This window comes from Natronosalvus amylolyticus, from assembly GCF_024298845.1.
Taxonomy (GTDB): Archaea; Halobacteriota; Halobacteria; order Halobacteriales; family Natrialbaceae; genus Natronosalvus; species Natronosalvus amylolyticus.
Window position 1 is genome coordinate 795,279 of sequence record NZ_CP101156.1, and the last position, 24,623, is coordinate 819,901.

General features: G+C 58.0%; 23 protein-coding genes. 14 read left to right on the plus strand and 9 right to left on the minus strand.

The genetic code is table 11. The annotated features are described in order from the left end of the window. Nucleotides 1-163: 163 nt before the first annotated feature. Entirely contained in the window at nt 164-1,150 is a 987-nt protein-coding gene (locus tag NLK60_RS03730) for a PLP-dependent cysteine synthase family protein (RefSeq protein WP_254809551.1), read from the minus strand. Between the two features lie 180 nt (nt 1,151-1,330). On the opposite strand from NLK60_RS03730, the gene NLK60_RS03735 reads away from it, so the two are divergent. Then, nucleotides 1,331-1,711: a TlpA family protein disulfide reductase gene (locus NLK60_RS03735; protein ID WP_254809552.1), complete on the plus strand. Its 381-nt coding sequence runs from the start codon at nt 1,331-1,333 to the stop codon at nt 1,709-1,711. Nucleotides 1,712-1,771: 60 nt separating this feature from the next. On the opposite strand, the gene NLK60_RS03740 is transcribed toward NLK60_RS03735, so the two are convergent. Next, nucleotides 1,772-3,955 (minus strand): thioredoxin domain-containing protein, encoded by a 2,184-nt coding sequence (locus NLK60_RS03740; RefSeq protein ID WP_254809553.1) that lies wholly within the window; start codon nt 3,953-3,955, stop codon nt 1,772-1,774. Between the two features lie 49 nt (nt 3,956-4,004). On the opposite strand from NLK60_RS03740, the gene NLK60_RS03745 reads away from it, so the two are divergent. The 3 genes from NLK60_RS03745 to NLK60_RS03755 are packed head-to-tail and all read left to right on the plus strand — an operon-like array spanning nt 4,005 to nt 6,442. After that, nucleotides 4,005-5,249 carry a PQQ-dependent sugar dehydrogenase gene (locus tag NLK60_RS03745; protein WP_254809554.1) on the plus strand — a complete coding sequence of 415 codons (1,245 nt, stop codon included), beginning with the start codon at nt 4,005-4,007 and terminating at the stop codon, nt 5,247-5,249. A 48-nt stretch (nt 5,250-5,297) separates the two neighbouring features. Next, nucleotides 5,298-5,705 (plus strand): DUF7344 domain-containing protein, encoded by a 408-nt coding sequence (locus tag NLK60_RS03750; RefSeq protein WP_254809555.1) that lies wholly within the window; start codon nt 5,298-5,300, stop codon nt 5,703-5,705. Beyond that, a complete protein-coding gene (locus NLK60_RS03755) occupies nt 5,705-6,442 on the plus strand; it encodes a DICT sensory domain-containing protein (RefSeq protein ID WP_254809556.1) in 738 nt (245 codons plus the stop codon). The genes NLK60_RS03750 and NLK60_RS03755 overlap by 1 nt, the downstream gene beginning before the upstream one ends. Nucleotides 6,443-6,611: 169 nt before the next feature. Here the strand turns inward: NLK60_RS03755 and NLK60_RS03760 are convergent, their stop codons facing one another. Further along, the gene (locus tag NLK60_RS03760; protein ID WP_254809557.1) at nt 6,612-7,844 is read right to left on the minus strand and encodes a carboxylate--amine ligase; all 1,233 of its coding nucleotides are present in this window, start codon (nt 7,842-7,844) and stop codon (nt 6,612-6,614) included. A 149-nt stretch (nt 7,845-7,993) separates the two neighbouring features. Between NLK60_RS03760 and NLK60_RS03765 the strand changes: the two genes are divergently transcribed. Then, a complete protein-coding gene (locus NLK60_RS03765) occupies nt 7,994-8,566 on the plus strand; it encodes a HalX domain-containing protein (protein ID WP_254809558.1) in 573 nt (190 codons plus the stop codon). A 68-nt stretch (nt 8,567-8,634) separates the two neighbouring features. Here the strand turns inward: NLK60_RS03765 and NLK60_RS03770 are convergent, their stop codons facing one another. After that, the gene (locus NLK60_RS03770; RefSeq protein ID WP_254809559.1) at nt 8,635-10,545 is read right to left on the minus strand and encodes a PAS domain S-box protein; all 1,911 of its coding nucleotides are present in this window, start codon (nt 10,543-10,545) and stop codon (nt 8,635-8,637) included. A gap of 364 nt (nt 10,546-10,909) precedes the next feature. Further along, entirely contained in the window at nt 10,910-11,287 is a 378-nt protein-coding gene (locus tag NLK60_RS03775) for a cupin domain-containing protein (protein ID WP_254809560.1), read from the minus strand. Between the two features lie 260 nt (nt 11,288-11,547). Here NLK60_RS03775 and NLK60_RS03780 point away from each other — a divergent pair, with 260 nt between their 5' ends. Together NLK60_RS03780 and NLK60_RS03785 are read left to right on the plus strand one after the other, a co-directional pair. Beyond that, a complete protein-coding gene (locus NLK60_RS03780; RefSeq protein ID WP_254808342.1) occupies nt 11,548-11,685 on the plus strand; it encodes a hypothetical protein in 138 nt (45 codons plus the stop codon). Further along, on the plus strand, nt 11,682-13,001 hold the full coding sequence (locus NLK60_RS03785) for a transposase (protein ID WP_254809561.1): 1,320 nt from the start codon (nt 11,682-11,684) through the stop codon (nt 12,999-13,001). The genes NLK60_RS03780 and NLK60_RS03785 overlap by 4 nt, the downstream gene beginning before the upstream one ends. A gap of 95 nt (nt 13,002-13,096) precedes the next feature. Here NLK60_RS03785 and NLK60_RS03790 read toward each other — a convergent pair whose 3' ends face one another. Beyond that, a complete protein-coding gene (locus NLK60_RS03790; protein WP_254809562.1) occupies nt 13,097-13,525 on the minus strand; it encodes a CopG family ribbon-helix-helix protein in 429 nt (142 codons plus the stop codon). A gap of 438 nt (nt 13,526-13,963) precedes the next feature. Here NLK60_RS03790 and NLK60_RS03795 point away from each other — a divergent pair, with 438 nt between their 5' ends. The 6 genes from NLK60_RS03795 (at nt 13,964) to NLK60_RS03820 (ending at nt 20,074) form a co-directional block, all read left to right on the plus strand. Continuing rightward, the gene (locus NLK60_RS03795) at nt 13,964-15,445 is read left to right on the plus strand and encodes an extracellular solute-binding protein (protein ID WP_254810422.1); all 1,482 of its coding nucleotides are present in this window, start codon (nt 13,964-13,966) and stop codon (nt 15,443-15,445) included. Then, nucleotides 15,445-16,464, plus strand: coding sequence for a carbohydrate ABC transporter permease (locus NLK60_RS03800; protein WP_254809563.1), 1,020 nt, complete (start codon nt 15,445-15,447; stop codon nt 16,462-16,464). The genes NLK60_RS03795 and NLK60_RS03800 overlap by 1 nt, the downstream gene beginning before the upstream one ends. Nucleotide 16,465: 1 nt before the next feature. Further along, nucleotides 16,466-17,464, plus strand: coding sequence for a carbohydrate ABC transporter permease (locus NLK60_RS03805; RefSeq protein ID WP_254809564.1), 999 nt, complete (start codon nt 16,466-16,468; stop codon nt 17,462-17,464). 6 nt (nt 17,465-17,470) lie between these two features. After that, nucleotides 17,471-18,661, plus strand: coding sequence for an ABC transporter ATP-binding protein (locus NLK60_RS03810; RefSeq protein WP_254809565.1), 1,191 nt, complete (start codon nt 17,471-17,473; stop codon nt 18,659-18,661). A 2-nt stretch (nt 18,662-18,663) separates the two neighbouring features. Then, complete coding sequence (locus tag NLK60_RS03815) at nt 18,664-18,867, plus strand: DUF8005 family protein (RefSeq protein WP_254809566.1); 204 nt, start codon at nt 18,664-18,666, stop codon at nt 18,865-18,867. Nucleotides 18,868-19,003: 136 nt separating this feature from the next. Further along, nucleotides 19,004-20,074, plus strand: a complete 1,071-nt coding sequence (locus NLK60_RS03820) for a Gfo/Idh/MocA family protein (protein WP_254809567.1) — start codon at nt 19,004-19,006, stop codon at nt 20,072-20,074. A 232-nt stretch (nt 20,075-20,306) separates the two neighbouring features. On the opposite strand, the gene NLK60_RS03825 is transcribed toward NLK60_RS03820, so the two are convergent. Further along, a complete protein-coding gene (locus tag NLK60_RS03825) occupies nt 20,307-21,089 on the minus strand; it encodes a GIDE domain-containing protein (protein ID WP_254809568.1) in 783 nt (260 codons plus the stop codon). Between the two features lie 112 nt (nt 21,090-21,201). Here NLK60_RS03825 and NLK60_RS03830 point away from each other — a divergent pair, with 112 nt between their 5' ends. After that, nucleotides 21,202-22,170: a sugar phosphate isomerase/epimerase family protein gene (locus tag NLK60_RS03830; protein WP_254809569.1), complete on the plus strand. Its 969-nt coding sequence runs from the start codon at nt 21,202-21,204 to the stop codon at nt 22,168-22,170. Nucleotides 22,171-22,187: 17 nt separating this feature from the next. Here the strand turns inward: NLK60_RS03830 and NLK60_RS03835 are convergent, their stop codons facing one another. Both NLK60_RS03835 and NLK60_RS03840 read right to left on the minus strand, forming a co-directional pair. Beyond that, on the minus strand, nt 22,188-23,597 hold the full coding sequence (locus tag NLK60_RS03835) for a cryptochrome/photolyase family protein (protein ID WP_254810423.1): 1,410 nt from the start codon (nt 23,595-23,597) through the stop codon (nt 22,188-22,190). Nucleotides 23,598-23,745: 148 nt separating this feature from the next. Further along, the gene (locus tag NLK60_RS03840) at nt 23,746-24,615 is read right to left on the minus strand and encodes a phosphatase PAP2 family protein (RefSeq protein WP_254809570.1); all 870 of its coding nucleotides are present in this window, start codon (nt 24,613-24,615) and stop codon (nt 23,746-23,748) included. Between the last annotated feature and the right edge of the window lie 8 nt (nt 24,616-24,623).

A 24,623-nucleotide genomic window follows, 5' to 3' on the forward strand; every position in this document is an offset into this window, starting at 1 on the left:
CTGGCTGTTGATTCCGCTTTTGTTCGTTCCTCGAGTCTGGCTGTTGATTCCGCTTTTGTTCGTTCCTCGAGTCTGGCTGTTGATTCGAGTCAAAAAGCTACTGATTCGCCGAGCCCGATACCGTTCACCTGCGTTCACTTGGCCAGACAGTGATGACTCCGCTTCAGGGTTCGTCAAACAGCCCCGTCGAGAGGTATCGTTCGCCGCTGTCCCAGAAGACGGTGACGACCAGCGGACAATCTTCCTCAGTGTTGCCCCCATCGGTGCTCGTCACCGCCGAGTCCTCGCCGTCGAACACGCCCGGGATTTCCGGACAGGGCTGTCCCGGGTCGGCGATGCGGGTGGCTTCCGCCTGGGCGACCAGGCTCGTGGCCCCGCTCGACTGGCCGACTAACACCCCTTCCCCCCGTGCCAATCGACGACACTCCGTTTCGGCGTCCTCGAGCGCGACTGTTTCGACGCGGTCGATCAACTCGACGTCGAGGTTATCACTAACGAAGCCAGGACCCATCCCCTGGAACTCGTCGGCTCCGGATTCGCCCGTCGAGAGGACCGGATTCCGTTCCGGCTCGACGGCCACGATGTCGATGTCCGGAAACTCCTCGCGCAGTCGTCGACCGATTCCCGAAAGGGTTCCACCGGTTCCGACGCCTGCGACAAACGTGTCGATCGAGCGGTCGCCGACCTGTTCGACGATTTCCTCGCCCGTAGTTCGATAATGGGCCTCCGGATTCGCCGGATTGTCGAACTGTCCGAGCTGGACGGCTCCCTCGGCCTCGAGTTCGTCAGCCCGTTCACGTGCGGTTTCCATATTCCCGTCGACGAGTTCGAGGTCGGCTCCGTAAGCGGCCATGATCTGGCGTCGCTCTTTCGACTTCGACGCCGGCATCACGATCGTCAGGTCGTAGCCACGCGCCGCGGCAACGAGCGCCAGTCCGATGCCCGTATTTCCGCTCGTCGGTTCGACGATCCGCTGGCCCGGCTCGAGGCGGCCGTCGCGTTCGGCCTCCCGGACCATCGCCAGCGCCGGGCGATCCTTCGCGGAGCCGCCGGGGTTGAACGACTCGATCTTGGCCGCGACAGTCGCCCCTTCGGGCGATTCCATCCGGACCAGTGGCGAGCCGATAGTGTCCAGAATGCTCGCTTTCATTGGACACAGGTATGGACTCGAGACGGAAAGTCATAGCGGGCAACGGCAGGATGTGCCGGCGTCTGCTCTCGGCAGAATGTGCGGGTGTCCTCAATCGGCGGGCAGGTGGCAGATTCGAACTCCCTCGAGACGGTTGTCACGAACGCACCGGTTAAGCGACTGGCCACGTGAACACCACGTATGACACTCGAGACGATGCGACCCAACCCGACCTGGGATAGTGCCTCCTACCAAGATACCGTCGACGTACTCGCGGCCCATCGCGACGAGCTAACCTATCTCGTCTGGGGTGGTGACTGGTGTAAGGACTGCCGAGCGCTGCTGCCGGATTTCGGCGCTGCACTCGAGGCCGCCGAGGTTCCGAACGAGCGAATCGAAGAGATTGCCGTGGATACCGATAAACAGGGCCCAAAAGTCGATGCGTACGACATCGAATACATTCCGACGATCATCGTCGAGAACGATGACGGCGAGGAAGTCGCTCGCTTCGTCGAAAGTGAACAGCTCCCGCCTGCGGTCTATCTTGGGGAAGCGGTCCAACAGGCCTTCGAGACGCACTGAACGTCCCGAGAGGCACAGATTACTTCGAGACCCACTGAGTGTCTCGACGGCTACCGATTCCTATGCATTCCCGACGAACCACTCGAGCGCCTCGTCGACGTCGTGGGTCGGCGGTGAGCAGGCCCGATTTCGACACGCGTAGACGGTCGGCTCCCCATCTCGGGCTTCACGACCGGCCCACAGCGGTGGAGCGGACTCGAGGTTCAGTGTCTCGAGCCAGGAATCGAGGCCGTCGTCGGTCGCTGGTCGGCGGCTCAACAAACGATCTGGAAGATACGTTTCCCCGATCGTTGCCCGCCACGCCGAGGGTACGGAGTCGGCTGCGACCGTTAGCTCGAGTGAGCCAGTCTCGAGTCTGTCCGCGGCGAGACAGAGGCTCGTGTATTCGACGGGACTCGCTCTGAGCCGGCCACCGTGGGTTTCGATGACGGCCTCGGCGATGTCGCCGAAAGGTTCCGTCGCGACATGATCGAGCGCGAGCAAGACGTCTGTGGCTACCCCCATAGAGGAAGGCGTGGACGAATCGCTGAACTCCTGGGGACGCGTGACCAGGGATTCGCCGCTCTCGGGGGTGAAATACAGCGTCTCCTCGGCGTCGTCCCAGAATTCGTCCTCGATCTCGCGGGCAAGATCGAGGGCGAACGCCAGGTGCTCCACGTCGCCGGTGGCTTCGTAGCAGTTGAGCGCTCCACGGGCGAGGAAGGCGTAATCTTCGAGGTAGCCGTCGATTTCCGCACCACCGATGGCATCGGTACTATCGTCTTTGTAGCGACGCCGTAAGCATCCGTTCGATTCATCCCACAGACGGGTACGGACGAACTCGAGGGCGTCCACAGCCATTTCGGCATAGTGGTCTTCCTCCAGGACAATTGCACCCTCCGCAAACGCGCTGATCATCAGCCCGTTCCAGCCCGCGAGGACCTTCTCGTCGCGACGTGGACGTGGGCGCTCCTCTCGAACCGCTCGGAGCCGGGTTCGGGCAACCTCGAGGGCTCTTTCTACGGCCTCGCTCGAACAGTCGTAAGCGTCGGCAAGGTCGTCGACCGGCTGCGTGACGTTCAAGACAGTCTTCCCCTCGAAATTACCGCTCGACGTGATGCCGTAGCGGTCACAAACGAGCGACGCGAGCGTCTCGGTGTCGAACTCGCTCGATGGCGCGTCGTTGTCCGCTTCCTCGAGTTCCACGTCCTCGAGGGCTGCCTCGATCTGGTCGGGCGTCCAGACGTAGAACGCTCCCTCTTCGTGGTCGCCATCCGGCGTCTCGCTCTGGGCATCGAGCGTACTGAAAAAGCCGCCGGCATCGTGGGTGAGTTCGCGTTCGACGAACTCGAGCGTTCGGCGGGCGACGTCGGCGTACGTGGCGTCTCCGGTGAGTTGGTACCCGGCCAGATACGCGCGAGTCAATTCCGCGTTGTCGTACAGCATCTTCTCGAAGTGTGGGACCGTCCAGTCGCGGTCGACGCAGTAACGATGGAAGCCGTCGCCGACGTGGTCGTAGAGTCCACCGGTAGCCATCGCATCGAGCGTCTTCGTCGCCGCCTCGAGGGTCGCCTGGCGTCCAGTGCGATCTGCAGCCCGTAACAACAGGTGAATCCGGGCTGGCTGTGGGAACTTCGGTCCGTCCGATCCCCAGCCGCCGTGTTGATCATCGACGCCTCGGAGCGCAGTTTTGGCCGCCGACTCGAGCAGGCCGCTCTCGAGGGACTGCGGGGCGTCCGGCGTATTTTCGAGTTGATCTTTTGCCGCCGCAGTCCACTGATCTGCCCGGTTTTCCATCTCCTGGCGGTCCTCTTCCCAGGAGTTAGCAATGTTGTCGAGTAACTCGAGAAATCCGGGCATTCCACGCTTCGGTTCCTTCGGAAAGTAGGTCCCGACGTAGAATGGCCGCCCATCTGGCGTGAGCCAGGCTGAGAGCGGCCAGCCGCCCCGACCTGTCACTAGCTGACAGACGGTCATATAGATGCTATCGACGTCCGGACGTTCCTCGCGGTCGACTTTTATCGGGACGAAGTCCTCGTTGAGTCGTTCGGCAACCGCTTCGTCGGCGAAACTCTCGTCTTCCATGACGTGACACCAGTGACACGCCGAGTAGCCGATCGACAGAAAGATCGGCACGTCCCGCTCCCGGGCTTCCTCGAGCGCACTGTCGTCCCAAGGTTGCCAGTTGACGGGATTATCAGCGTGCTGGCGCAGGTAGGGACTTGCCTCCTCGTCCAGTCGGTTGCGTTGGGTTGAATCGCTCACAGTATCTTATACTGGGGGAATTTGTAAAAGGGCCACGTACGACACACCGATGCCACCCCGCACATCAGCTGAACGCAACTCCACGAGTCGGTTCCCGGATCGTCGTACCGTTCTCTCGAGTACCGCCACCGGAGGATTCCTCGCACTCGCTGGCTGTCTCGGGCTGCTGGAGAACGGTGCCGAAGTCGAGGAGACGGCTCCCGAAACGAGTGAGCAAGTCGATTTCGATGTCGAGATAGTCGCCGACGATCTGGCGTATCCCTGGGGAATTGCTTTTTCTGACGACGGTTCGACGATACTGGTCACTGAACGCGAAGGAACACTCTCCCTCGTCGACCGCGATACCGGCGATCACCGATCGGTTGACGGGACGCCAGACGTCTACGCAAGCGGTCAGGGCGGACTCCTCGATGTCACGTTTCACCCGGCGTATCCCGACGAAACGTGGGTGTATCTCACCTACGCCGCCAGCGATGACGACGGCGCGTCAGCCACACATCTCGGCCGTGGCCGCCTTGAGGAATCCGACCCCGCTCTCGAGTCGTTCGAACAGCTCTTCGTCGTCGAGCCGTTCGTCGACAGCACCGCCCACTTCGGCTCGCGCGTCGTCTTCGGCGACGATGGGATGGTGTATCTGACGAGTGGTGATCGCGGGTTCAAAGACTTCGGCCCTGACCACGTCTCACAGGAGACGACGAACGCCATCGGGACGACCCTTCGACTCGAGCCGGACGGCACGGTCCCGGACGACAACCCGTTCGTCGAAGACGAGGACGTCCTCGACGCAATTTACAGCTACGGTCATCGAAACGCACAGGGGATGGTCGTCCACCCAGAGACTGGCGACATCTGGCAGAGCGAACACGGCGAAGAAGACGGTGATGAAATCAACGTTATCGAAGCGGGTGGCAATTATGGATGGCCCATCGCACACACCGGCTGTGAATACAACACTGATGAGCCGGTCGGGGCGGATCCAAGAGAGTTGGACGACGTCGTCGACCCGGTCTATTTCTGGGAGTGTGGTACCGGTGGGTTCCCCCCGGCCGGTATGACCATCTACGATGGCGAGGCGTTTCCGGACTGGCACGGGGACCTGTTCGTTGGTAATCTGGCCGGCCAGTACATGGGCCGGTTCACGCTCGAGGGAACCGTCGTCGAAGGCGTCGAAGCGCTGCTCGAAGGCCGGGGCTGGCGAGTCCGTGACGTCGAAGTAGAGCCCGGAACCGGGTATCTGTACGTGGCTGTCGACGACGAAACTGGACCACTCGTTCGCCTCGTCCCGCAGGAGTGAGTTCGACAGGGTAACTTATTTGACGATTGGGATAGTAAATCATTATTAATGGAGAATGGTGCCGCCGACGAGGGATCGGCACGGCCGATTTCACAGCAGCGACTGGCCACACTCGAGCGTGAGGTCTCCCTCGATGAAATAACGATGGCACTCGCCGACGTCCGCGTTCGGTACACGCTCTACTATGTGGACGAAGAAGGCACGACCACGCTCGATGCGCTGACTGACTTTTTGACGGGGATCGGCGCGTCGAAGTCACGATCGGTGCACACGTCGACAGATTGGGAACACATCCGAACGAGCCTCCACCACGACGTCCTCCCGCGACTCGAGTCTCTCGGTTTCGTCGTATACGAGGGCGAAACGGAGACGGTTATCGCGACTGGGTGGCCACCTTCGGTCACACGTGCCTTGCAAGTCGCGGATACCGCGTTTTTCGAAAGCGCTCCAGAGTAATGTCCTTTCAGCGTGTTTTTGAGTGGGTTCGCCAGACCGAACGGACCCTCGAGGTACACACCCGTGACGAGGCCCGCATTGCCGACCTCGAGACAACCTTTGCAACGTACAACGTGACGGTGTCTGCGCGGGAGACACCACCGCAGGTCGACGACGAATTCGTCCTCGTTCGGGATTCGACTGGATCGGTGCAGGGAGTAGTCGGATGTGAGACGCTCGAGGCGATTCTTTCGCCCACCGAGACACACCTCCAGTTTTCGCCGACGGTAACGCGCGATGAGATGGCGGTCTTCGATTTTTTAGAGAACACGCTGTTTCGCTCGTCCAGCCGTCGCCAGTTGCTCGCGATCACCCGCGAACTCGAGGAACGAGCCTGGCGGACGAACGAAGGGAACCTGTACGTCGGGTTCCAGCGATCCGGTGCGCTCGAAGCCCAGCGTGAACTGTACGAACGGTTCGAAAAAGATCGTGAGGTAGCAGTTAACCTGTACATTCGAGACGATTGGCACGGGAACGACTCGTTCGAGGTGAATACAGTCGTAGCGGACGAAATCGCTACGAACTGGTTCGTCATTTTCGATGGCGGACCCGGTGGCGAGCAGCGAGGGGCGCTGGTCGCGAGAGAGCGTTCACCAGCCGAGTACGATGGGTTCTGGACACACGACCGAGTCGTGCTCGAGACGCTGATCGATACCCTCGAATCACTGGAAAGTGTTGTGCCCGAAGAGCGAGATTGATACGTATCACGTGGGCGGCAGGTGTCAATCCGGCTGGAACCGTCACCAGTCCAGCCGAGTTTCTGGATCGAAACGAACCGCTTGACATCCTCCGCACGACTGAAATCGTGGGCTTTCTCCTCGATGTTCTGTAATTGCTTCGGTACGTTTCGAACATTGTATCACCCCTTCAGCACGAGCAGTAGTACTCAGACCTCCCAAACAGCGTTTCGAGGAGTTGCAGGGCTGGTCCCGGATCGGACGGCCGGTAGACACCAGTGGTCAGCCCTCGCTGTTGCTCGAAGTCCCCGGACAGGAACGACCGCCACGCTGCACTCGAGAGGACATCGTCCACACCGGGACTACTCGAGAGCTTTTGGATGTAGTCTGGAAGGTACACCCAGCGTGAGTCACAGATCGGGCCGACGGCGTACGACTCGCCGACTGCATCGGCATACGCCGCATAGGGAAGATTGATCCCAGCTTCAACGGGCAGCGAAATCCACTTCCATGGTCGCGTGTTCACGTCGAGAAGAACGTACTTCTCCCGTTGGCTATCGTAAACGAACTCGGATTCACTGATCCCGTAATACTCGGCAGCCTCGAGGATCGACTTCGCCCGAGCTTCGAGTTTCGAATCTTCGACGGTATCGACGACACAGGACGTGCCGTACGCCTGGGGATATCGGACGTGGGCGTTGCCGACGAGGCCAATCACGTCTCCAACCGGTGATCGGTAGGATGCGAACGAACGATCGTGCCCTGTTGCGATTGGTACTTTCTCCTGTGCCATGATCCGCACGTCGGCTGCGCGCGCACGTTCGACGATATCGAAAAACGAGTCCGTATCCTCGATCTCGATCACATTGGTCCCGATCAGTTCCTCGAACTCGCGCTTTCGAGCCGGTTTGACGACGAACGGGCACTCGAGACGGTCCATGATCGTCTCCGGATCGTACTCGGACAGACGGTAGGTTTCCGGATACGGGATTTCGAGAGCATCCGCGAGAGAATAGAGGGATTCCTTGTCGAGAACCCCCTCGATCACCTCGCGGTCGGCAAACGGCAATCGGACGCCCGCAGGTGCCCCCTCGACCAGCGCGTGCACCCACTCGTCCATACAGGGGAAAATAACGGGGTCGTATTCGAGCACGGCTGCGATACGTTCGACATCGTGAACGAATCCGTTTGTGTCCTCGAGTGGGAACGTAACCGCGCCGGCCGCAACCACGGCCTCCGAATAGGGCCCAACGCCATCGCCGTTTCGATCGACAGCGATTACGGGCACGTCCTGAGCAGCCAGCGCACGACCGACACTACACCCCGTAATATGGGCGTTACAGACGAGTGCTGGAGGACGGTCGAAACGCATCGACTCGAGCGTCTCGATAAGTCCGGATGTCGAGTGAAACGAGGTGGCCATACCCCAGTTTCGAAGCGATTGTCCCTAAAAACTCCCCACGGAGGAGAGTAAACATCAAATGATAGAGAGTTGGTCGCGAGATTTATCAACCAGAGCCACCATTTGTGACGCGTGGCTGAAATCGAAGACGAGAACGGAGGGGTTTCCCAGTGACTGACGAGCCTGAAGTGCTCGTCGTCGATGACGAGGCTCGTCTTGCAGACCTCTTTGCGGCCTGGTTGGGGACAGAGCGCCCCGTCGCGGCCGCCTACAACGGTGAACAGGCGCTCGAGATGATGACCGACACTATCGAAGTCGTTCTTCTCGACCGCCGTATGCCGGGTCTTTCCGGTGACGAGGTCCTCCAGACGATCCGAGAAGAAGGATACGACTGCCGCGTTGTGATGGTTACGGCAGTCGATCCCGACTTCGACATCATCGAGATGGGCTTCGACGATTATCTCGTCAAACCCGTCTCGAAGGACGAGCTCCTCGAAATGGTAAAGAACGTATCGACTCGGTCCGACTACAAAACCGATATTCAGGAGTACTACGCGCTGGTCTCCAAAAAAGCGCTGCTAGAGTCGGAAAAAGCGGATCGCGAACTCGCCGACCACGACGAGTATCAACAACTCTGCGCACGCGTCGATGAACTCCGCGACCAGGTCGACGAAACGGTCTCGGGAATGTCTTCTCACGATGACTTCGTCGGAGCGTTCCAGGACCTACAAGGTGAAAACTGAAGACCAACAGTCTCCGATCATTGTGCACTCCCGATGTGAGCGAACGCGTCCTCTCTTTGCAGGCAATCCTATCCGTCGATGACGAACGAAAACCTGGCTCCGCCGGCGGAACTCTCATCGACCGAGACGGTCCATCCGTGTCCTTCTGCAACCTCCCTGACCACCCAGAGACCGAGTCCGATTCCCGACGACCCGGTCGAGACGGACGAATCAAACACGTCCTGTCGTAATTCGGTCGGGATTCCACAGCCATCGTCCGCCACGTAGAACCCTTCACGCCCGTCCTCGAGAGCACCCACACGGATCGTCAATGTGTGCTCGGGCCTGTGGTCAAGCTGGCCATGCTCGATCGCATTCCGGAACAGATTTTCGAGTAATCGAAGCAGTGGCGATCGGTCGGCGGTGAGCGTTAGCGTCGAATCGATTTCGAGGTCCGCTGCTTCGGTCGATACGTTGTCCCAGGCCTCTCGGACGACCTCCGCAAGCGCAACTTGCTCGAGGTTACTCGCCCACTCGCCTTCACGAGCGACAGTGAGGACGTCGCCGATAATAGCTTCCATTCGTTCGAGCCCTTCCCGGACGTTCTCGAGGTGTTCGTAGGATTCGGTCTCCTCGAGGAGGTCGAGATACCCCTGTGACACGCCGAGCGGATTACGAAGATCGTGGCTGACTATCTGGGCAAACGCCTCCAGGCGTTCGTTTTGTTCGCGAAGCTTTCGTTCTCGACGTTTCCGTTCAGTGATGTCTCGGACAACGCCGACGGAACCGTGCACCGCTGGTTCCTCGACCAACACGACCTGTGTTTCACAGGGAATCTCCTCGCCGGCTTTCGTTTCGAGCACCGTTTCGAACGTCGCCGTGGTCGACTCGCTCTCGAGTAGTCGTTCGCTCGTTTCGCGCTCGCGTTCGTAACCGTCTTCGCCGAACAAAAGCGATAGCGGTTCGCCGAGGATCCCCTCTCGGCTATGCCCAGTCATTTCGACGAGAGCATCATTGACCGTCGTGAGGTGTCCATCCTCGTCGACGATGTACATTCCGTCACCAGCGGTCTCGACCAACCGTTCGTAGCGGCGACGAATCCGCTCTTGTTGGGCGAGTTGCCCGCGAATCGCCACTGTCTCGAGGGTGTAAGAGACGCTCTCAGCGATTTCATCGAGGGCCCGGTGTTCGACGGCAGAAAGCGGGGTGGCCGCGTAAACAACCAACAGTCCGTACCGGTCATCTTCGACCGCGAGCGGTTCGACGGCAACCGAACGGACCCCGCGGGACCGGGCTTCTTCACCGAGCGGAACCACCGACTCGTTACCCTCGATCTGGCGAACGACCTGGGATTGACCGCTGTGTAATACCCGTTTGAGCAGCGGTTGGCCCCCATCACCGATACCGAAGGTTCGTTGCATCGGCCAGTCGACGGCCGCGGGATTCGTAATCCAGGGAACGATCTCCCGTTCGCCAGGGTCATACTCTCCGAGCCAGGCGAAAACGAATCCCTCGTACTCGAGAAAGGACTCGCGTACCGTCCGTTCGATGTCACTGGCAGACCGTGCATCGACGAGTCGGCGTTTGATCGTGCCGACGAGTTGATCCAGCGTCGAAGAAAACTCCGACTCAATCCGCTCGGCGACTGTGTCTGCCAGTACGGTATCGAGGCGAGTCGGGCGCGTTCGAGAGACGACTTCGGCGAGGAGGCTCACCGTCCCCTCGGTGTCGTCTTCCCAGTGAACGAACGCCGGTGTACCAGGCCAGCGGTTCTCTACAGCTTCGAGCAAACCTGGCACGTTTGCCACGGTGTTGGCGTCGACAAGGACGGCGTCAATGGGTTCGTGCTCGAGGCGGTCAACGGCGTTCGAAGACGATTGGGCGATAGCAACGTTGACTTCGACCTCGCCAAAGGAGCGGGTGAGCGCCGCCCGGGTTGAGCGATCACTGCTGACACAGAGCACCCGTGGTCGTGGCGTGTCACTGCTGTCTGTCCCCATTATCGCCACCAGTTCCTCGACACTATGAGTGGTTCGTCACGCCGACACATATGAGCCGATGTGGTTGTCGGGTGCAGCCCGGACGTCGATGCGTGACGGAGTACTAGATCAATCCTGTCCATTATTCACTCTGTTATCGTCTCGTTAGCTATCATAGTGATCTACCCGTTGATTGCTTTTACGACTTTTTTCCGAACGGCAGGTCGTGGATATCTGGCGTCGAGGGCTATAGTAGCCATCGGAACGGTTTATACGGCCATTGTGATACAATATTGAACGTTTTCGTTATCACAGTCCAGTGATGTTCGTCACGCCTGCGCGTATGAGCCGAGGATGGGTTACCCGTCGACGCATGACGGAGTACTCAGCCTGCAAACCCACTCAAAAGCCACTCACCGTCACCGCCATCGTCAGTATCGAGTCCCGGAGCACTCACGAGGACGAACGCGCTTTCGGTCTCACCGTTTCGAATCTGGCGGGTAGACGTCGGTGGAATCCAGAGAGCATCGCCGGCTTCCATCTCGACTGGCTCATCGTCGACGACGACGGTGGCCGCACCTTCGATTAACACATACACTTCTTCGTGATCGTTATCCGTGTGGTCGTGTGGCTGGCTATTCCACCCGGGGTCACAGCGAGCAATCGTCACGCCGACCTGTTCGGTCTCGAGTGGGTCACTGAGAAAGTGCATCGCACTCGAGACCTGTTCGACGTCTTCGTAGTTGACTTTGCGATAACTCATACGGGGACATTACGCCGTGGGGATAGTAAAGGTATACCGCGATTCCGAAAAAGTATATGAAGGGACAGGCCGCGCCAGCGAACGGATATGGAACTGCTCGTTCGGAACGCACCCTCACTATCTTTAGACAGCGAGAGAATCCCGCCGTTCACGGCGGGCGTGAATCGCGTCACTCCACTACGCCAACTGCGAACTACAGCACTCTGAATACCCGACGCAGTCAGAACACATAAGGTACATAATATCGTACGAAGAAACGGATGCGAGTTGACATCGCCATCGAACGTGGAAGCGACCTTCACGAACGAGTCAAAGAATACTCTCGTGAGAACGGCCTGCGAATGGACTTCGCCTACGCCGAACTCATCGAACAAGGACTTGACGCTGCTGAAGAATGAGCGAAGAGTGCAAGACACCCGAAGCGTATCTTGCCCCACCCACTCAGCACAAACAGCGCAAGCTCCACGACGAACACGCCCGATACGAATCATTGCTCCGTCGCAGTTTCAACAACGAATGCGACACGATGAGTGCCGTTAACGAGGTCGTCAGCGGTGAAGACCTCAACTGGCACTCGAAAAATGCACTCAAACAATACGTTCCCAACTTGCTCGATGCGGGCACGTATGGCGCGACGCAACTCGCAGACGATCATCCAATTCGCTACGCGAACACCGCAGCCGTCTTCGACGTTGATGAAAACCGCCACCACGAAATCTGCTGGGAGGTTCCCCTTCCCGGTCGCGGGACGAACTTTTGGATTCCACTCCAACTGAACCCCGAGCAAGAAGACTGGTGGCATCCACTCATCGACGACGATGATGAGAGCGTGTGGGCGGGCGAGATTCGCCTGCAACGCGACGGGACTCGCTGGGTGTTGCACGTCACCGCGAACTACGAAGTCGAAGCAGATCACTCGTGTTCGTGTGAAAGTGACGACGTAACGCCCGTCGGGTTCGACGTGGGCGAGTCGAAACTCTTGGTGGGCTGTGCCCTCCGAGACGACACGCCCGTCGACCCGTTGTTCGTGGATGGAGGTTGCGTCCGACACCTCCGACAAAAACAAACCTCTGCCGAAGACCGCTTGAAACAGCGGTATGCCTCAAACCTCTTGGACGACCTCGTGTGGGGTACGTGGCAAGACGCCATCGAAGACGAAATCGAGAAAGCTTCCACACGAGCCGTTGAATACGCCTCCCAGTTCGAGAACCCGATTATCGTCCTCGAATATCTCGACGGTATCACGGACGAGGACCTCGGGAAGTACTGGAATCGGCGCCTCGGCAAATGGCTGTTCTCTCGGTTACAGTCACGTATCGAGGAGAAGGCAGCGGAACGCGGTATTTCTGTGGAATACGTGTATCCGCATCACACGTCGAAGACGTGTCACGCTTGCCAACACATCGGGTACAGGCCGCATCAGGGCACGTTCAAGTGTACGAACGAGGAGTGCTGGGTGTCGGAGTATCAGGCGGATTTGAACGCAGCAGCGAATATAGCCAATCGGTTGAATCCGTGGGGAGAGAGTCTGCCTTGGAAATCGGCAGGCGATGACTCGCTACGGAGTGGGGGCCAGTGGCAGGCCCACGAAGACACGTCACCGAGGGAGGGACTCCCGTCCGAGAGGCGGGCTTCCGATGACAAGGTTTCGTCTAGCTCACCATCGGTGGAAGCGGGGGCGAAGCCGGAGACCGGTGACGCGCACACGTCTTGAAACCTCAATCCCAGTCAGTCTGGGTATTCCCTCTGTGAGGGAAGCCCCGGCGTTCACGCCGGGCGAGGATGTCACCGTTCACGTAACCGTCGCATTCAGTGCTGACTCGACAGCGGATCGAATCCGTCAACTGGGTTTACCGAGTAGTCGACGGATAACACGTTCTGCGTGGCTCTGATTTTCCCAACGAACGTGGAAATGTCGGCGAGTTCGCCCTCGAGAACGAACAGTTCCATACAAAAATGATCGCCGACGTGCGTATGAAAGTTCGAGGCGACGAGCGATTCGTGTTCGTGACGCAGGTGCATCATGCGTTCTTCAACGCTCGTCGTTTCGTAATCGAATAACACCGTGACGATGGCCATGAGTTCGCGGTCCTCGAGTCGAGTGTCTTCGAATTCCCCAAGCAGATTCCGCGATGCTTCCCTGACTACCTCACTCCGTCCTGTGTACCCGTGCTCGTCGGCAAACTGATCGATTCGCTCGAGGAGTTCATCGGGCATCGAAACGCTGACTACGGCCATATAATAAATTGGACCAGGTTTGCTATTAACCCTTACTATCTGTTCCCCCACGTTAGCACCGTTGGTTCCAACTCTCGCGCGCATAATTGCCCTAAAGATCTTGTAGCCCATCTAAAGCCTTTTGAGATGGTAGAACAAAATAATAATTTATTCCCCTCACCTCGAGATGACCGGGACGAACCGTGTACGACACCCGCGGGTGGTAGATAATGGTAGTATCACTAACAGTTATCCGCGATCCTAACTACAGACTGAGTAAACAAAAGAAAACGTGTGTCCGGTGGGTATGGAATAAATATGCTAGATAAATATTTGATGTGGTAATTGTCGTTCATTCGTCTGTTGCCGCCCGGTTACAGTAGGCAGTGCTAATTAACAACACCCGTTGTAATCTCTCCATTAACTATAAGTGCCCCTCACTCACACGTATGAATGGCTATGGTTGCTAACCATTCACAGGGGTCGGACACGAATAGCTCGAGCGTCTCTCGACGGACGTTCGTCAAAGCAGCAGGTGCGTCAGGCGCAGCAGTGGGCCTGGCAGGCTGTATTTATGGAGACGATGGGGATGGAGATGAAGTGGTTATCTCCATGGGTGCACAGACGATCGAAGACGTCGAAGGCGCCATGCCAGATTTGCTTCGCGAAAACGGATTGGATGACGATATCTCCCTGCGATTCAGTTCGCAGTCAGACGACTCCGGCGACCAGCGTGATACGTATATGCAGTTGCTCGAGTCGGGCGAAGCGGAACCCGACTTGATGATGGTGGACACCGGGTGGACGAACGTCCTCATCGAGCGAGGGCATCTCGCTAATCTCTCAGAAGAACTCGATGACGATACACTCGATTTAATTGACAGCGACTACTTCGACGCGTTTACCGAGACGGCCCGTGATCCGGATGGTGATCTGTTCGCGCTGCCGTTGTTCCCGGATTACGCGGTGATGTTCTACAACAAGGACTACGCCCGTGACGCCGGATATGACGACAGTGACTTCGACGACTGGTCGACGAACCCGATGACCTGGTCGGAGTGGGCGGAAGTCACCGAAGAGATCGTGGAAGCCTCCGACGCCGAGTTCGGTCTGGCTACCCAATGGGACATCTACGAAGGAACCGCTTGCTGTACCTGGAACGAGGTAATGACCTCGTGGGGTGGCGCATACTTCGGCGGAATCGACAACCTCGCCGGCCCGGTCGGCGACCGACCCGTCACTGTCGACGAGGAGGAGTTCATCGAGGGACTCCGCATGATGTACACGTTCGCCGCCAGCGAGGAGGACGAAAACACCCATCCGGACTACCCGACCGGTATCGCCTCGGACAGCATTACCTCCTGGACGGAAGAGGGTGCTCGAGAGCCGTTCTCCTCCGGCGACGCAGCCATGTTGCGCAACTGGCCGTACACCGTGCCGTTGACCCTCGACCCGGACAACGAGGAGTACCCGTTCGAGAGCGCAGACGACCTCGGCGCAATGCCGATTCCATACGCCGTCGAAGAGGGCGAGGGTGCCTACCCAGGCACTGGCGGTACGACGTCGGCGCAGGGTGGCTGGCACATCGCCCTCAACCCGAACTCCGAGCGAAAGGAAGAAGCCCTCGAGGTCATGCGAGCGATGACGGAAGACGACTTCAACCTCGGGATGCTCGACGTGATCGCGTGGCTCCCACCGAAACCGGCACTGTTCGATGCTGATGAGGCAACCGACCCCGACGCAGTCGGGGAAATTGCGAACTACATGGATACGCTCCGTGTAGCCGGTGAAGGCGCAATGCCTCGTCCGGTCACCGAGCAGTGGCCATCACAGGTTGACATTATCGCAGAGCAGGTCAACCAATCGGTTGCCGGTGACAAATCACCAGAGGATGCCGCTGCAGACTTACAGACGGCACTCGAAGACTCCGAATCAGTATAATGAGTACCGAGGGTCAGACGTCAGTCGCCGACCGCGAATCGAAACGGTCGGGACCGATCGTCGCATTTACCAGATGGCTGGAGAACCTGGGCGAGACAGCATTCGCGTACCTGCTGTTGTTGCCAGTGTTTCTCTTGCTCGGCTCGGTCGCGCTCTATCCACTGTTGCGGACGTTCGAGCTGTCGCTGTACGTAAACATCCTCGGAACTGGTACACCCGAATTCGTCGGGCTCCAAAACTACATCGACCTGCTCACCGGGGCCAGTAATCCACGGTTCCCCGGCTCGACTACGTTCCTCCCCTCAATGGAAACGTCCTCGAGTTTTCCTTTCGTTCACGTCGAGGGGTGGCTCCGTAGTGCGTTGATCGTCACGTTGCTCTTTACGTTCGTGAGCGTCTTCTTCGAGACTATCATCGGCTTCGGACAGGCCCTGATCCTCGATCAGGATTTCCGCGGCCGAAGCTGGGTCAGAACGGCGATCATTATCCCGTGGGCGATCCCAATCGTTATCCAGGGGATGATCTTTTACCTGATGTTCCATCCCAGCACCGGCTTCCTTACCGAGTATCTGGCACGATGGGGTATCGTCGCCGGGACGAACACGCTCAACGATCCGTGGAGTGCGGTGTTGATCATCATCGTTGCCGACATCTGGAAAACGTCGGCGTTCATGGCGCTTTTGATCCTCGCCGGCCTCCAGAGCATCGATCGAAGTCTCTATGACGTAGCCAGAGTCGCCGGTGCCACACGCTGGCAACAGTTCAAGATGATCACGTTCCCACTGGTGTTGCCCGCCGTCGGTATCGCAGTGCTCTTTCGAACCATCGACGCGATGCGAATCTACGGACTGATCGATTCGGTCTCGAGCTGTACGGTCGTCCCGTCGTTATCGTGTATGGTTGTCGAGACGTTCAACACCAATCGTGGCCTGTCATCAGCGGTCGCGTTCGTCACCGCGGCGATTATCGGGGTTCTGGTCACGATCGTGATCTACCAGCAGTACAAGGAGGGAATCTAGAATGGCTACAGAAACGAACACGGGAACCGATTCGGACGACAAGAACCTAGGTCCGCTCCAGACGTGGACGCGCGGTGTCCTGACCGATCAGGATAAACAGGACCGATTGTACCGGGCCCTGTTTTACGTCGCCGCAGTGTTCTTCCTTGCGACCACCCTGTTCCCGTTCTACTGGCTGTTGGTGCTCGCGCTAACGCCAAACAGCGCAATCTTGACCGGTGACTGGTCGCTGCCAGTGCTCGGCTTCGAGTTCCCACATCCACAGGGGTTCAACGTGTACGCGTTCGTCGAGGTGTTCCAGCAAGTGCCGTTCCACCTCTACGTGTTCAACAGCTTCGTGCTCGCGACGACGACGACGATCATCGTCATCATGATCGCGAGTCTCGCCGGCTACGTCTTCGGCCGACTCGAGTTCCCGGGACGTGGCGGACTGATGCTGGCAATCCTGATGGTGTCGTATTTCCCCCCAGCAGCGTTCCTGATTCCGCTGTTCGATGCGTTCCTCGGGAATCCCGTTGCGATACCGTTCCTCGGTATCGAGGTATTCGAACCGCCACGGCTGGTCAACACGCCGGGCGCGTTGCTGTTGCCATTTAGCGCGCTCATGTTGCCCCTGTCGATTTTCATCCTGACGACGTTCTACGCCCAGATTCCGGACGGCCTGGAAGACGCGGCTCGCGTCGAAGGAACGACACGACTGGGAGCACTCGTTCGCGTGATCATGCCGCTATCAGCACCCGGTATCGCCACCGCGGCAGTGCTGACGTTTATTGCGGTGTACAACGAGTACTTCTTCAGCGAGATCATGGCGCTCGAGAACGTGCCACAGAACTGGTCGCCGCTGGTGGGTGGTATCCTGAGCTACCAGACCCAGTACACGACGGATTTCAATCTGATGGCAGCAGCGAGCGTCGTCGGGGTGCTCCCCATGCTGATCATCGTGGTTTTCGCCCAGGAAAAGATCGTCAGCGGCCTGACCGCCGGCGCACTCAAGGAGTAAATAGATATGGCAAACGTAACACTCGAACACGTCACGAAACGATACGAAGACGTCACCGCAGTCGACGACATGAACCTCGACATCCGAGACGGCGAATTCGTCTGTCTCGTTGGTCCATCCGGCTGTGGGAAGTCGACGACGATGGAAACGATTGCAGGATTAACCAAACCGACCGAAGGAACGATCAAAATCGGAGAACGAGACGTCACGAAACTGCCACCGAAAGACCGTGGCGTCGCGATGGTCTTCCAGAACATCGCATTGTTCCCGCACATGGACGTCTACGACAACATCTCCTTCGGGCTTCGGCTGCGAAAATACGAAAAAGACGAGATCGACCGTCGCGTCGAACACGCTACCGAAGTCGTCCAACTCGATGGAATGCTCGACCGGATGCCAGACGAGATGTCCGGCGGGCAGCGCCAGCGCGTTGCTATCGCTCGCGCAATCGTCCGAAATCCGGACGTCTTCCTGATGGACGAACCGCTAGCGAACCTCGACGCGAAGCTCCGTGTGCACATGCGAACGGAGCTCCAGCGTCTGCACAAGGAACTGGATACGACGATCATCTACGTCACTCACGATCAGGCTGAGGCGATGACGATGTCCGATCGAATTGCCGTCATCAACGCCGGTGAACTCCAACAGATCGATCCGCCACTGGTCTGTTACAACGAGCCAGCCAACCTGTTCGTTGCTGGATTTATTGGCTCGCCATCGATGAACCTCATCAACGGCGAACTGACCAGTAGCGGGCTTCAGACAGACTCATTCAGCGTCGAATTCGATCCTTCGATCCTCGATGGCGTTTCTGCTGGCGATCAGGTCACGCTCGGCATCCGGCCGGAAGACGTCTATCTCACAGAACAGGCAGAGGGTGTTGGAAAGCCGACACAGCCGATGCACGTCGAAACCGACGTCCTCGAGCCGATGGGCAATGAGATATTTGTCTACCTCAACCTGGATGGGAGTGGTGAACGAACGATGGCTGACGCCGAGGGCGCGGCCAAAGGTCAACTGCTGATGAGTGTCGATCCGGACACAGATATCGACGAGGATCAGCCGGTGGACATCGTCCTCGATCGCTCGAGTCTCCACCTGTTCGACACGGAATCTGGAGAAGCACTTCTCCATGGCCTCGAGAAGCCGGTTGCCGTCAGTGACGAAACTGGAACCGTTGCTGAATCCGATAGCTAACGATGAGTTCACTGGTCCCCATCGTGTACTACGGCGGCCTGACGATCCTGTTTTTCTTCTGGATCTACGGGATCGTCTCGTTCGTGCTGGATTTGAAGAATAAAGTCATTCCGGGAATAATCCAGTACCGTCGGGGACGAAAAGCACAGAAAGAGAAAAAGGAACACGAAGAAGAACGGGACGAGCACGAACGACAACTGTACTGACCGTACCGATTCAGGAAGTACAGAAACGTTCTCGATTCAGGTCGTTCGAAATGAATCCGCGATCGAACGGAGATGGAAATCAATACCAGAGTACACCAACAATGAGTAGAACAAACATACGCTCGAGGGAGATTCGATGACAGAATCCGAATACTCGTCGATACGAACCGGTGTGATCGGGCTCGGCAACATCGGACAGTATCACGCCGAACGCCTTCGAGACCTTGGAGTTCAGCTCGGTGGTGGACTCGACGTCTCCAAAACCGCTCGAGACCGGTTTCAGACGCGGTACGACGTTCCCGTCTACGAAGCGGGCGCCCCCCTGTACGAAGACTGTGACGCGGTGATCATCACCACACCAAATACGTTTCACGAGCCGTACGTCATAGAGGCGCTGGAGGCTGGCTGTCACGTGCTCGTCGAAAAACCGCTCGCACACTCACTCGAAAGTGCAGAACGGATCGCCGAAGCTGCCGACTCGAGTGATCGCGTCTGTATGGTCGGATTCAACAATCGGTTCCTCAACACGGTGCAGATCGTGCGGAACCGTATCGAATCCGGCTTTTTCGGCGACATCACTCACATCGAGGCAAACTACGTACGACGCCGTGGCGTCCCCGGACGCGGTTCGTGGTTCACTCGTCGTTCCGTCGCCGGTGGCGGCTCGTTGATAGACCTCGGCGTCCACGCGATCGATCTCGCTTTGTACATCTTCGATTTCCCGCAGGTTACGGAGGTCAACGGAGTCACTCGTTCGGAGTTCGGCTCCAGAGATGACTACGCGTTTCTCGAGATGTGGGGTGATGACGGCGGTTCAGACGAATTCGACGTCGATGATTCCGCAAGTGCGTTCATCCGATGTGCTGATAGCCGAACCGTGTCGCTCGAGGTCGCCTGGGCGACGAACCGGCCAGCCAATCACGACTTCATCATCCGAGGTACTGAAGCCGCTGCCAGATTCGACATCATGGAGGGCGATCTCACGCTTTATTCGGTGAAGGCTAACGGTCCGAATCACTTCGAGGATACGACTGTACAGACCACACACAACGACACCCACGCCGACGAACAACGGGCATTTTTCCAGGCAGTCATAGACGGTCGAGGCTTCGAAGAAAGCGTCGAACAGGGTGTCACTGTCCAGCGCGTGATCGATGCTATCTATCGATCGAGCGAATCGGGTGGCTGTGTCACGAGCCTCGAGTAACCCTCTCACAGCCTGCAGAAAGCTGATCGTGATTCGAGGAACTATCAAGGCGCTCGAGCGATCCCGCCTCCACTCGACTGTCCCGGAGCTTCCACGAATCGCTATGAGAAAAACGATACGGACAGTCGATCGAAACGCTCTGCCAACCCACAGTTCAACTGGACGAAGAAGTGCCCGTCTGCGTCCTCCCGTTGTATTGTGACTCTCACGGGCGCGGAAACCACGACCCCGATTACAAAAATAGCGTTCCAGCGACGAACACGACTACCACAAAAACCGCCAGTAACCCGCCGGCTACACGGGGGAGGCCAGCCAACAGCAAACGTCGAACGGTGCCGGATTCGTCGGTGTCGCTGATAACGAACACGGGTGTCGCATTACCGGCGTGCAAAATTGCGTCTACCTGTGAACTCCCCCACTCTCTGTCTCCAGACGTGTCTCGACTGACTTGCCCGAACGCGTACACCTCGCTTCCGATATCGAGCCGTCGCTCGGTAAAGCGTTGTCTGTTTCCGGTTTTCAATTCGGTGATGAACAGGTTGATCGTTCCATCCTGGGCATCCACTTCGTCGGTCGTCGCGACGTATTTCGCTAGCGAATCGGGAAGTTCCTCGCCGGGATCGACCGTAATGGTGTGTGTTTCGAGATGCATATCACTCCCATCAGGGTCGACGCGAACCCGTCCAGAGTCGTCTTCGATGAAGAAATCGACTCCGCCCATGCCGCTATCGAGCGTCTTCCAACTCCCGTTATCGTTATTCGATCGATACTCTTCGACCTCGTATTCGTACGCGAGGCACGTCTTTCCCGTCAACGGAGCGGTAACTGTCCTTTCGTCGACGCGAGCGGTTCCCTCGACGTCCACCGGCCCCGTGTGCTGATGAAGTGACCAGACGGGGACCGGATCGTGCTGGCGAATCGTATGTGCCGCACGGAGATCCCGGCCGCCGGTGACCAACAGATACCCACCAATTGGCACCGCGACGAGGGCAACGAGCAGTAGGCCAACGTTCATGGGGTATTTTGGAGAGTCGACGGCTAATCGTTTCCGTTTTTCGACACGAGTGAGGGGCAACGACCGCGGCTATCCACGGCTTTATTTTCCCAGCCCGTGATACACAGAACGTATGGATATTGGCGTTCACACACCACCACTGTACGGTGAATCGTTCGAGGAGGCCGTCGCCTATCTGGCCGACCAGGGCGTGAGTGCGATCGAACCCGGCGTCGGTGGTTTTCCCGGCGACACGCACCTGAATCGTAACGAGTACCTCGACGACGAGGCTGCACAGGCCGAGTTACAGGCGCTGCTCGAGAACCACGACATGCACATCAGTGCGCTGGCGACCCATAACAATCCGCTCCATCCAGACGAGGATCGGGCAGCAAACGCAGATACCGAACTGCGCGAGGCAATCGAACTGGCCGCCCAACTCGAGGTCGGTACCATAACGTGCTTCTCCGGTCTGCCTGCTGGCGGTCCGAACGACGAAGTTCCGAACTGGATTACGGCCCCCTGGCCGAGCGAACACGCTGACGCCCACGAATACCAGTGGGAGGTCGCCATCGAGTACTGGTCCGACATCGCGGCTTACGCCGACGAGCACGACGTCGATATCGCCATCGAGATGCACCCGAACATGCTGGTGTACGAACCCACAGGGCTCGCACGACTTCGCGAGGCCACCAACGAGCGTGTCGGTGCTAACTTCGATCCATCCCACCTCTACTGGCAGAATATCTCGATCACTGATGCAATACGCTTCCTCGGCGAGGACGATGCTATTCACCATTTCCACGCCAAAGACACCCGTATTTACGACGAACAGGCGAACGTCAAGGGCGTCCTCGACAACACGCCCTACGACGATGAGATCAACCGCTCGTGGATCTTTCGGTCGGTCGGCTACGGCCATGGCGAAAGTCACTGGAAAGACATCGTTTCGACGCTTCGCATGGTCGGGTACGACGGCACGCTGAGTATCGAACACGAAGATTCACTCACCAGTTCGAGGGAGGGACTCGAGAAAGCGATCGAACTACTCCAGCGGGCGATTTTCACCGAACAACCGGGCGAAGCGTACTGGGCTGAGTAGGTCGATTAGCCGTTGGGTCACTCGTCCTCCCCTCGAGCGCGTTCGAACATCGCGAGAGCCTGTTCGCGACGTTCCGAATGATCGACTATCGGGTCGGGATATTCGGGGGCGAGCTCACGTCGTTTCGAGACGGAGAGTTCGTGCCAGTCGTGGATATCGGCGGCATCGACATCGGCTAACTCCGCGACGTGTGTTTTGATGTACTCGGCTCCCGGGTCGTAGTCACGTCCCTGTTTCATCGGGTTGAAAACCCGAAAGTACGGCTGTGCGTCGGTGCCGGTGGACGCTGCCCATTGCCACCCGCCGGTATCGTTTGCCGTATCGTGGTCGGCGAGGCGGTTTCGGTACCAGTCGTAGCCCTCTCGCCAATCGATCAGCAGATCCTTCGTCAGAAACGAGGCGACGATCATCCGAACTCGATTGTGAACCCAGGCTTCCGTCCGTAGCTGTCGCATCCCGGCATCGACTATGGGATAGCCGGTTTCGCCGGCTTTCCAGGCCTCGAGTTCATCGGGATCGTTTCGCCACTCGATAGGATGGGAATAGCCGGAGAAGTTTTCCGTCACGACCTCGGGGTTGAACGCCAGCACGTGAGCGTAAAACTCGCGCCAGGCCAGCTGTTGCTGGTACGTCTGAACCGATTCTCGGGCGGCCTCGTCGGGTGCTTGCTCGTGAGCCGTCTCGGTTGCTTCGTAGAGTTCTCGTATCCCGATCGTACCATATTTCAAATCGACTGACAGCCGCGACGTGGTGTTCCGTGCAGGATAATCGCGTTCGTTCTCGTAGCGATAAATCGGGCCATCACAAAAGGTGGTTGCTCGTTCCCGGGCACACTCGAGTCCAACTGACGGGACCGTCGCTTCGGGGTTCTCGAAGCCGAGATACTCGAGAGTCGGTAACGGATCGCCCGTAACAGCAGCGAGCTCGGACGCCGACGGGGCAGGGACCGAATCGGGCTTGTCCCGGTCGCGCCACTTTTTCCAGAAATAGGTATAGACCGAGTAGTGGTTTCCCTCGTTCGTCGTGATGGAACCGGGCTCGAAACAGAGTGCGTCCTGCTGTTCGTGTACGGCAATCCCCGCATCCTCGAGTGCAGCGCTAACCGCCAGATCACGCTCGCCCGCGAGACCGCTGTAGTCGACGTTCCAACTGACGGCCGTCGCATCGACTGCTCGAGCCAGATCAGGGAGTACCGCACTTGGGTCGCCGTGTAGCACGACGAGGTCACTGTCATGCTCTCGGTACCACGTCCGCAACGAGTCGAGAGCCTCGAGCAGACAGGCAACTCGAACCGGCGACCCGTGCTCGAGAATCCCTTTATCGAATACGAACACTGGGACGACCGAGTCATCGCCGACTGCGACAGCGTGGTGGAGGCCACGGTTATCCGTTGGACGCAGGTCCCGGCGATGCCAGTGGATATGCATAGTCTCACTGTGACCGCCAGCCGTGAAAAAGCCGTGATGGCGGTGATCGATGCCTGTTTGCTGACGAAAGAGGCCACTTATTTCGTTGTGATGCGCAGCGAGCATCCTCCCGTTCGTCGTTGATCCGTAACAGTGACAACGATCCCAATCAGGATCGGTCGGCTGTCCAGTTCCGGAGCCGAGAGCGAATCGACCGACCGATCTGTGACAGATCATTTACAGAGTACGTGATGCCGATATAGGAGCTAATTCCTGCGAGAACAATACCTGCGAGCACGTCCGAAAACCAGTGAATACCGAGATACATTGTCGAGATGACGACACTCAAAGCCAGGAACCCGGAAATGGGAACCCATAGCGGATACTCGTCTCGAGTCCACCACGCGAGGGCAAAGACGGTCACAGACAGCGATGTGTGGAGCGATGGAAAGACGTTCGTGTTCTGGTTCACCTCGTATGTGAGGAGACTGGATTGTGGATACACCTCGTACAGGAGCGGCGTGACGTCGATCGCGAGAATGTTCCGTGGACCATAAGCGATGAAGAAGACGTAACAGATCAGTCCAATAGCGTAATTAGCTGTAAACGCCAGGATGAGCGACGAAAGCGTATCCATTCGTTTGAGAGAAAAGTACGCGAGGATGGGAAAAACGAGTAAAAAGACGTAGCCGTACAGATAGATGAAGACGAAAAACGAGTTCAGCAATTCGGTTTCGAGAGATTGTAAGAAAACGACAGGGTTCTCCGGAAAAACGGTTCGCTCGAACCGTTCGATATCTGATGTAATATTCCGGCCAAGAACCCGAAACTGGAGGCGAATCGCGACGTTTTGACTCGCAAGTCGGATCAGTAACACGGTCACGAGCAGCCCAATCACTGGCAGGATCTGACGAAGTCGCCAGCGGCTATCGCTGACGGCTCGAGCGAACCGTCGCGGACCGACGAGAACGACAGTCGCCGTCAGCAACATCGCGCCAACGACGAAGACGAGTTCTCGAAGGACCGCCTCAAGGGTCATACCTAGAA

What these genes read in the sequence shown, in the direction of transcription:
- NLK60_RS03730 (WP_254809551.1), bottom strand. Translation starts at nt 1,150, where the DNA reads ATGAAAGCGAGCATTCTGGACACTATCGGCTCGCCACTGGTCCGGATG.
- NLK60_RS03735 (WP_254809552.1), top strand. Translation starts at nt 1,331, where the DNA reads ATGACACTCGAGACGATGCGACCCAACCCGACCTGGGATAGTGCCTCC.
- NLK60_RS03745 (WP_254809554.1), top strand. Translation starts at nt 4,005, where the DNA reads ATGCCACCCCGCACATCAGCTGAACGCAACTCCACGAGTCGGTTCCCG.
- NLK60_RS03750 (WP_254809555.1), top strand. Translation starts at nt 5,298, where the DNA reads ATGGAGAATGGTGCCGCCGACGAGGGATCGGCACGGCCGATTTCACAG.
- NLK60_RS03755 (WP_254809556.1), top strand. Translation starts at nt 5,705, where the DNA reads ATGTCCTTTCAGCGTGTTTTTGAGTGGGTTCGCCAGACCGAACGGACC.
- NLK60_RS03760 (WP_254809557.1), bottom strand. Translation starts at nt 7,844, where the DNA reads ATGGCCACCTCGTTTCACTCGACATCCGGACTTATCGAGACGCTCGAG.
- NLK60_RS03770 (WP_254809559.1), bottom strand. Translation starts at nt 10,545, where the DNA reads ATGGGGACAGACAGCAGTGACACGCCACGACCACGGGTGCTCTGTGTC.
- NLK60_RS03775 (WP_254809560.1), bottom strand. Translation starts at nt 11,287, where the DNA reads ATGAGTTATCGCAAAGTCAACTACGAAGACGTCGAACAGGTCTCGAGT.
- NLK60_RS03780 (WP_254808342.1), top strand. Translation starts at nt 11,548, where the DNA reads ATGCGAGTTGACATCGCCATCGAACGTGGAAGCGACCTTCACGAACGA.
- NLK60_RS03785 (WP_254809561.1), top strand. Translation starts at nt 11,682, where the DNA reads ATGAGCGAAGAGTGCAAGACACCCGAAGCGTATCTTGCCCCACCCACT.
- NLK60_RS03790 (WP_254809562.1), bottom strand. Translation starts at nt 13,525, where the DNA reads ATGGCCGTAGTCAGCGTTTCGATGCCCGATGAACTCCTCGAGCGAATC.
- NLK60_RS03795 (WP_254810422.1), top strand. Translation starts at nt 13,964, where the DNA reads ATGGTTGCTAACCATTCACAGGGGTCGGACACGAATAGCTCGAGCGTC.
- NLK60_RS03800 (WP_254809563.1), top strand. Translation starts at nt 15,445, where the DNA reads ATGAGTACCGAGGGTCAGACGTCAGTCGCCGACCGCGAATCGAAACGG.
- NLK60_RS03805 (WP_254809564.1), top strand. Translation starts at nt 16,466, where the DNA reads ATGGCTACAGAAACGAACACGGGAACCGATTCGGACGACAAGAACCTA.
- NLK60_RS03810 (WP_254809565.1), top strand. Translation starts at nt 17,471, where the DNA reads ATGGCAAACGTAACACTCGAACACGTCACGAAACGATACGAAGACGTC.
- NLK60_RS03815 (WP_254809566.1), top strand. Translation starts at nt 18,664, where the DNA reads ATGAGTTCACTGGTCCCCATCGTGTACTACGGCGGCCTGACGATCCTG.
- NLK60_RS03820 (WP_254809567.1), top strand. Translation starts at nt 19,004, where the DNA reads ATGACAGAATCCGAATACTCGTCGATACGAACCGGTGTGATCGGGCTC.
- NLK60_RS03825 (WP_254809568.1), bottom strand. Translation starts at nt 21,089, where the DNA reads ATGAACGTTGGCCTACTGCTCGTTGCCCTCGTCGCGGTGCCAATTGGT.
- NLK60_RS03830 (WP_254809569.1), top strand. Translation starts at nt 21,202, where the DNA reads ATGGATATTGGCGTTCACACACCACCACTGTACGGTGAATCGTTCGAG.
- NLK60_RS03835 (WP_254810423.1), bottom strand. Translation starts at nt 23,597, where the DNA reads ATGCATATCCACTGGCATCGCCGGGACCTGCGTCCAACGGATAACCGT.
- NLK60_RS03840 (WP_254809570.1), bottom strand. Translation starts at nt 24,615, where the DNA reads ATGACCCTTGAGGCGGTCCTTCGAGAACTCGTCTTCGTCGTTGGCGCG.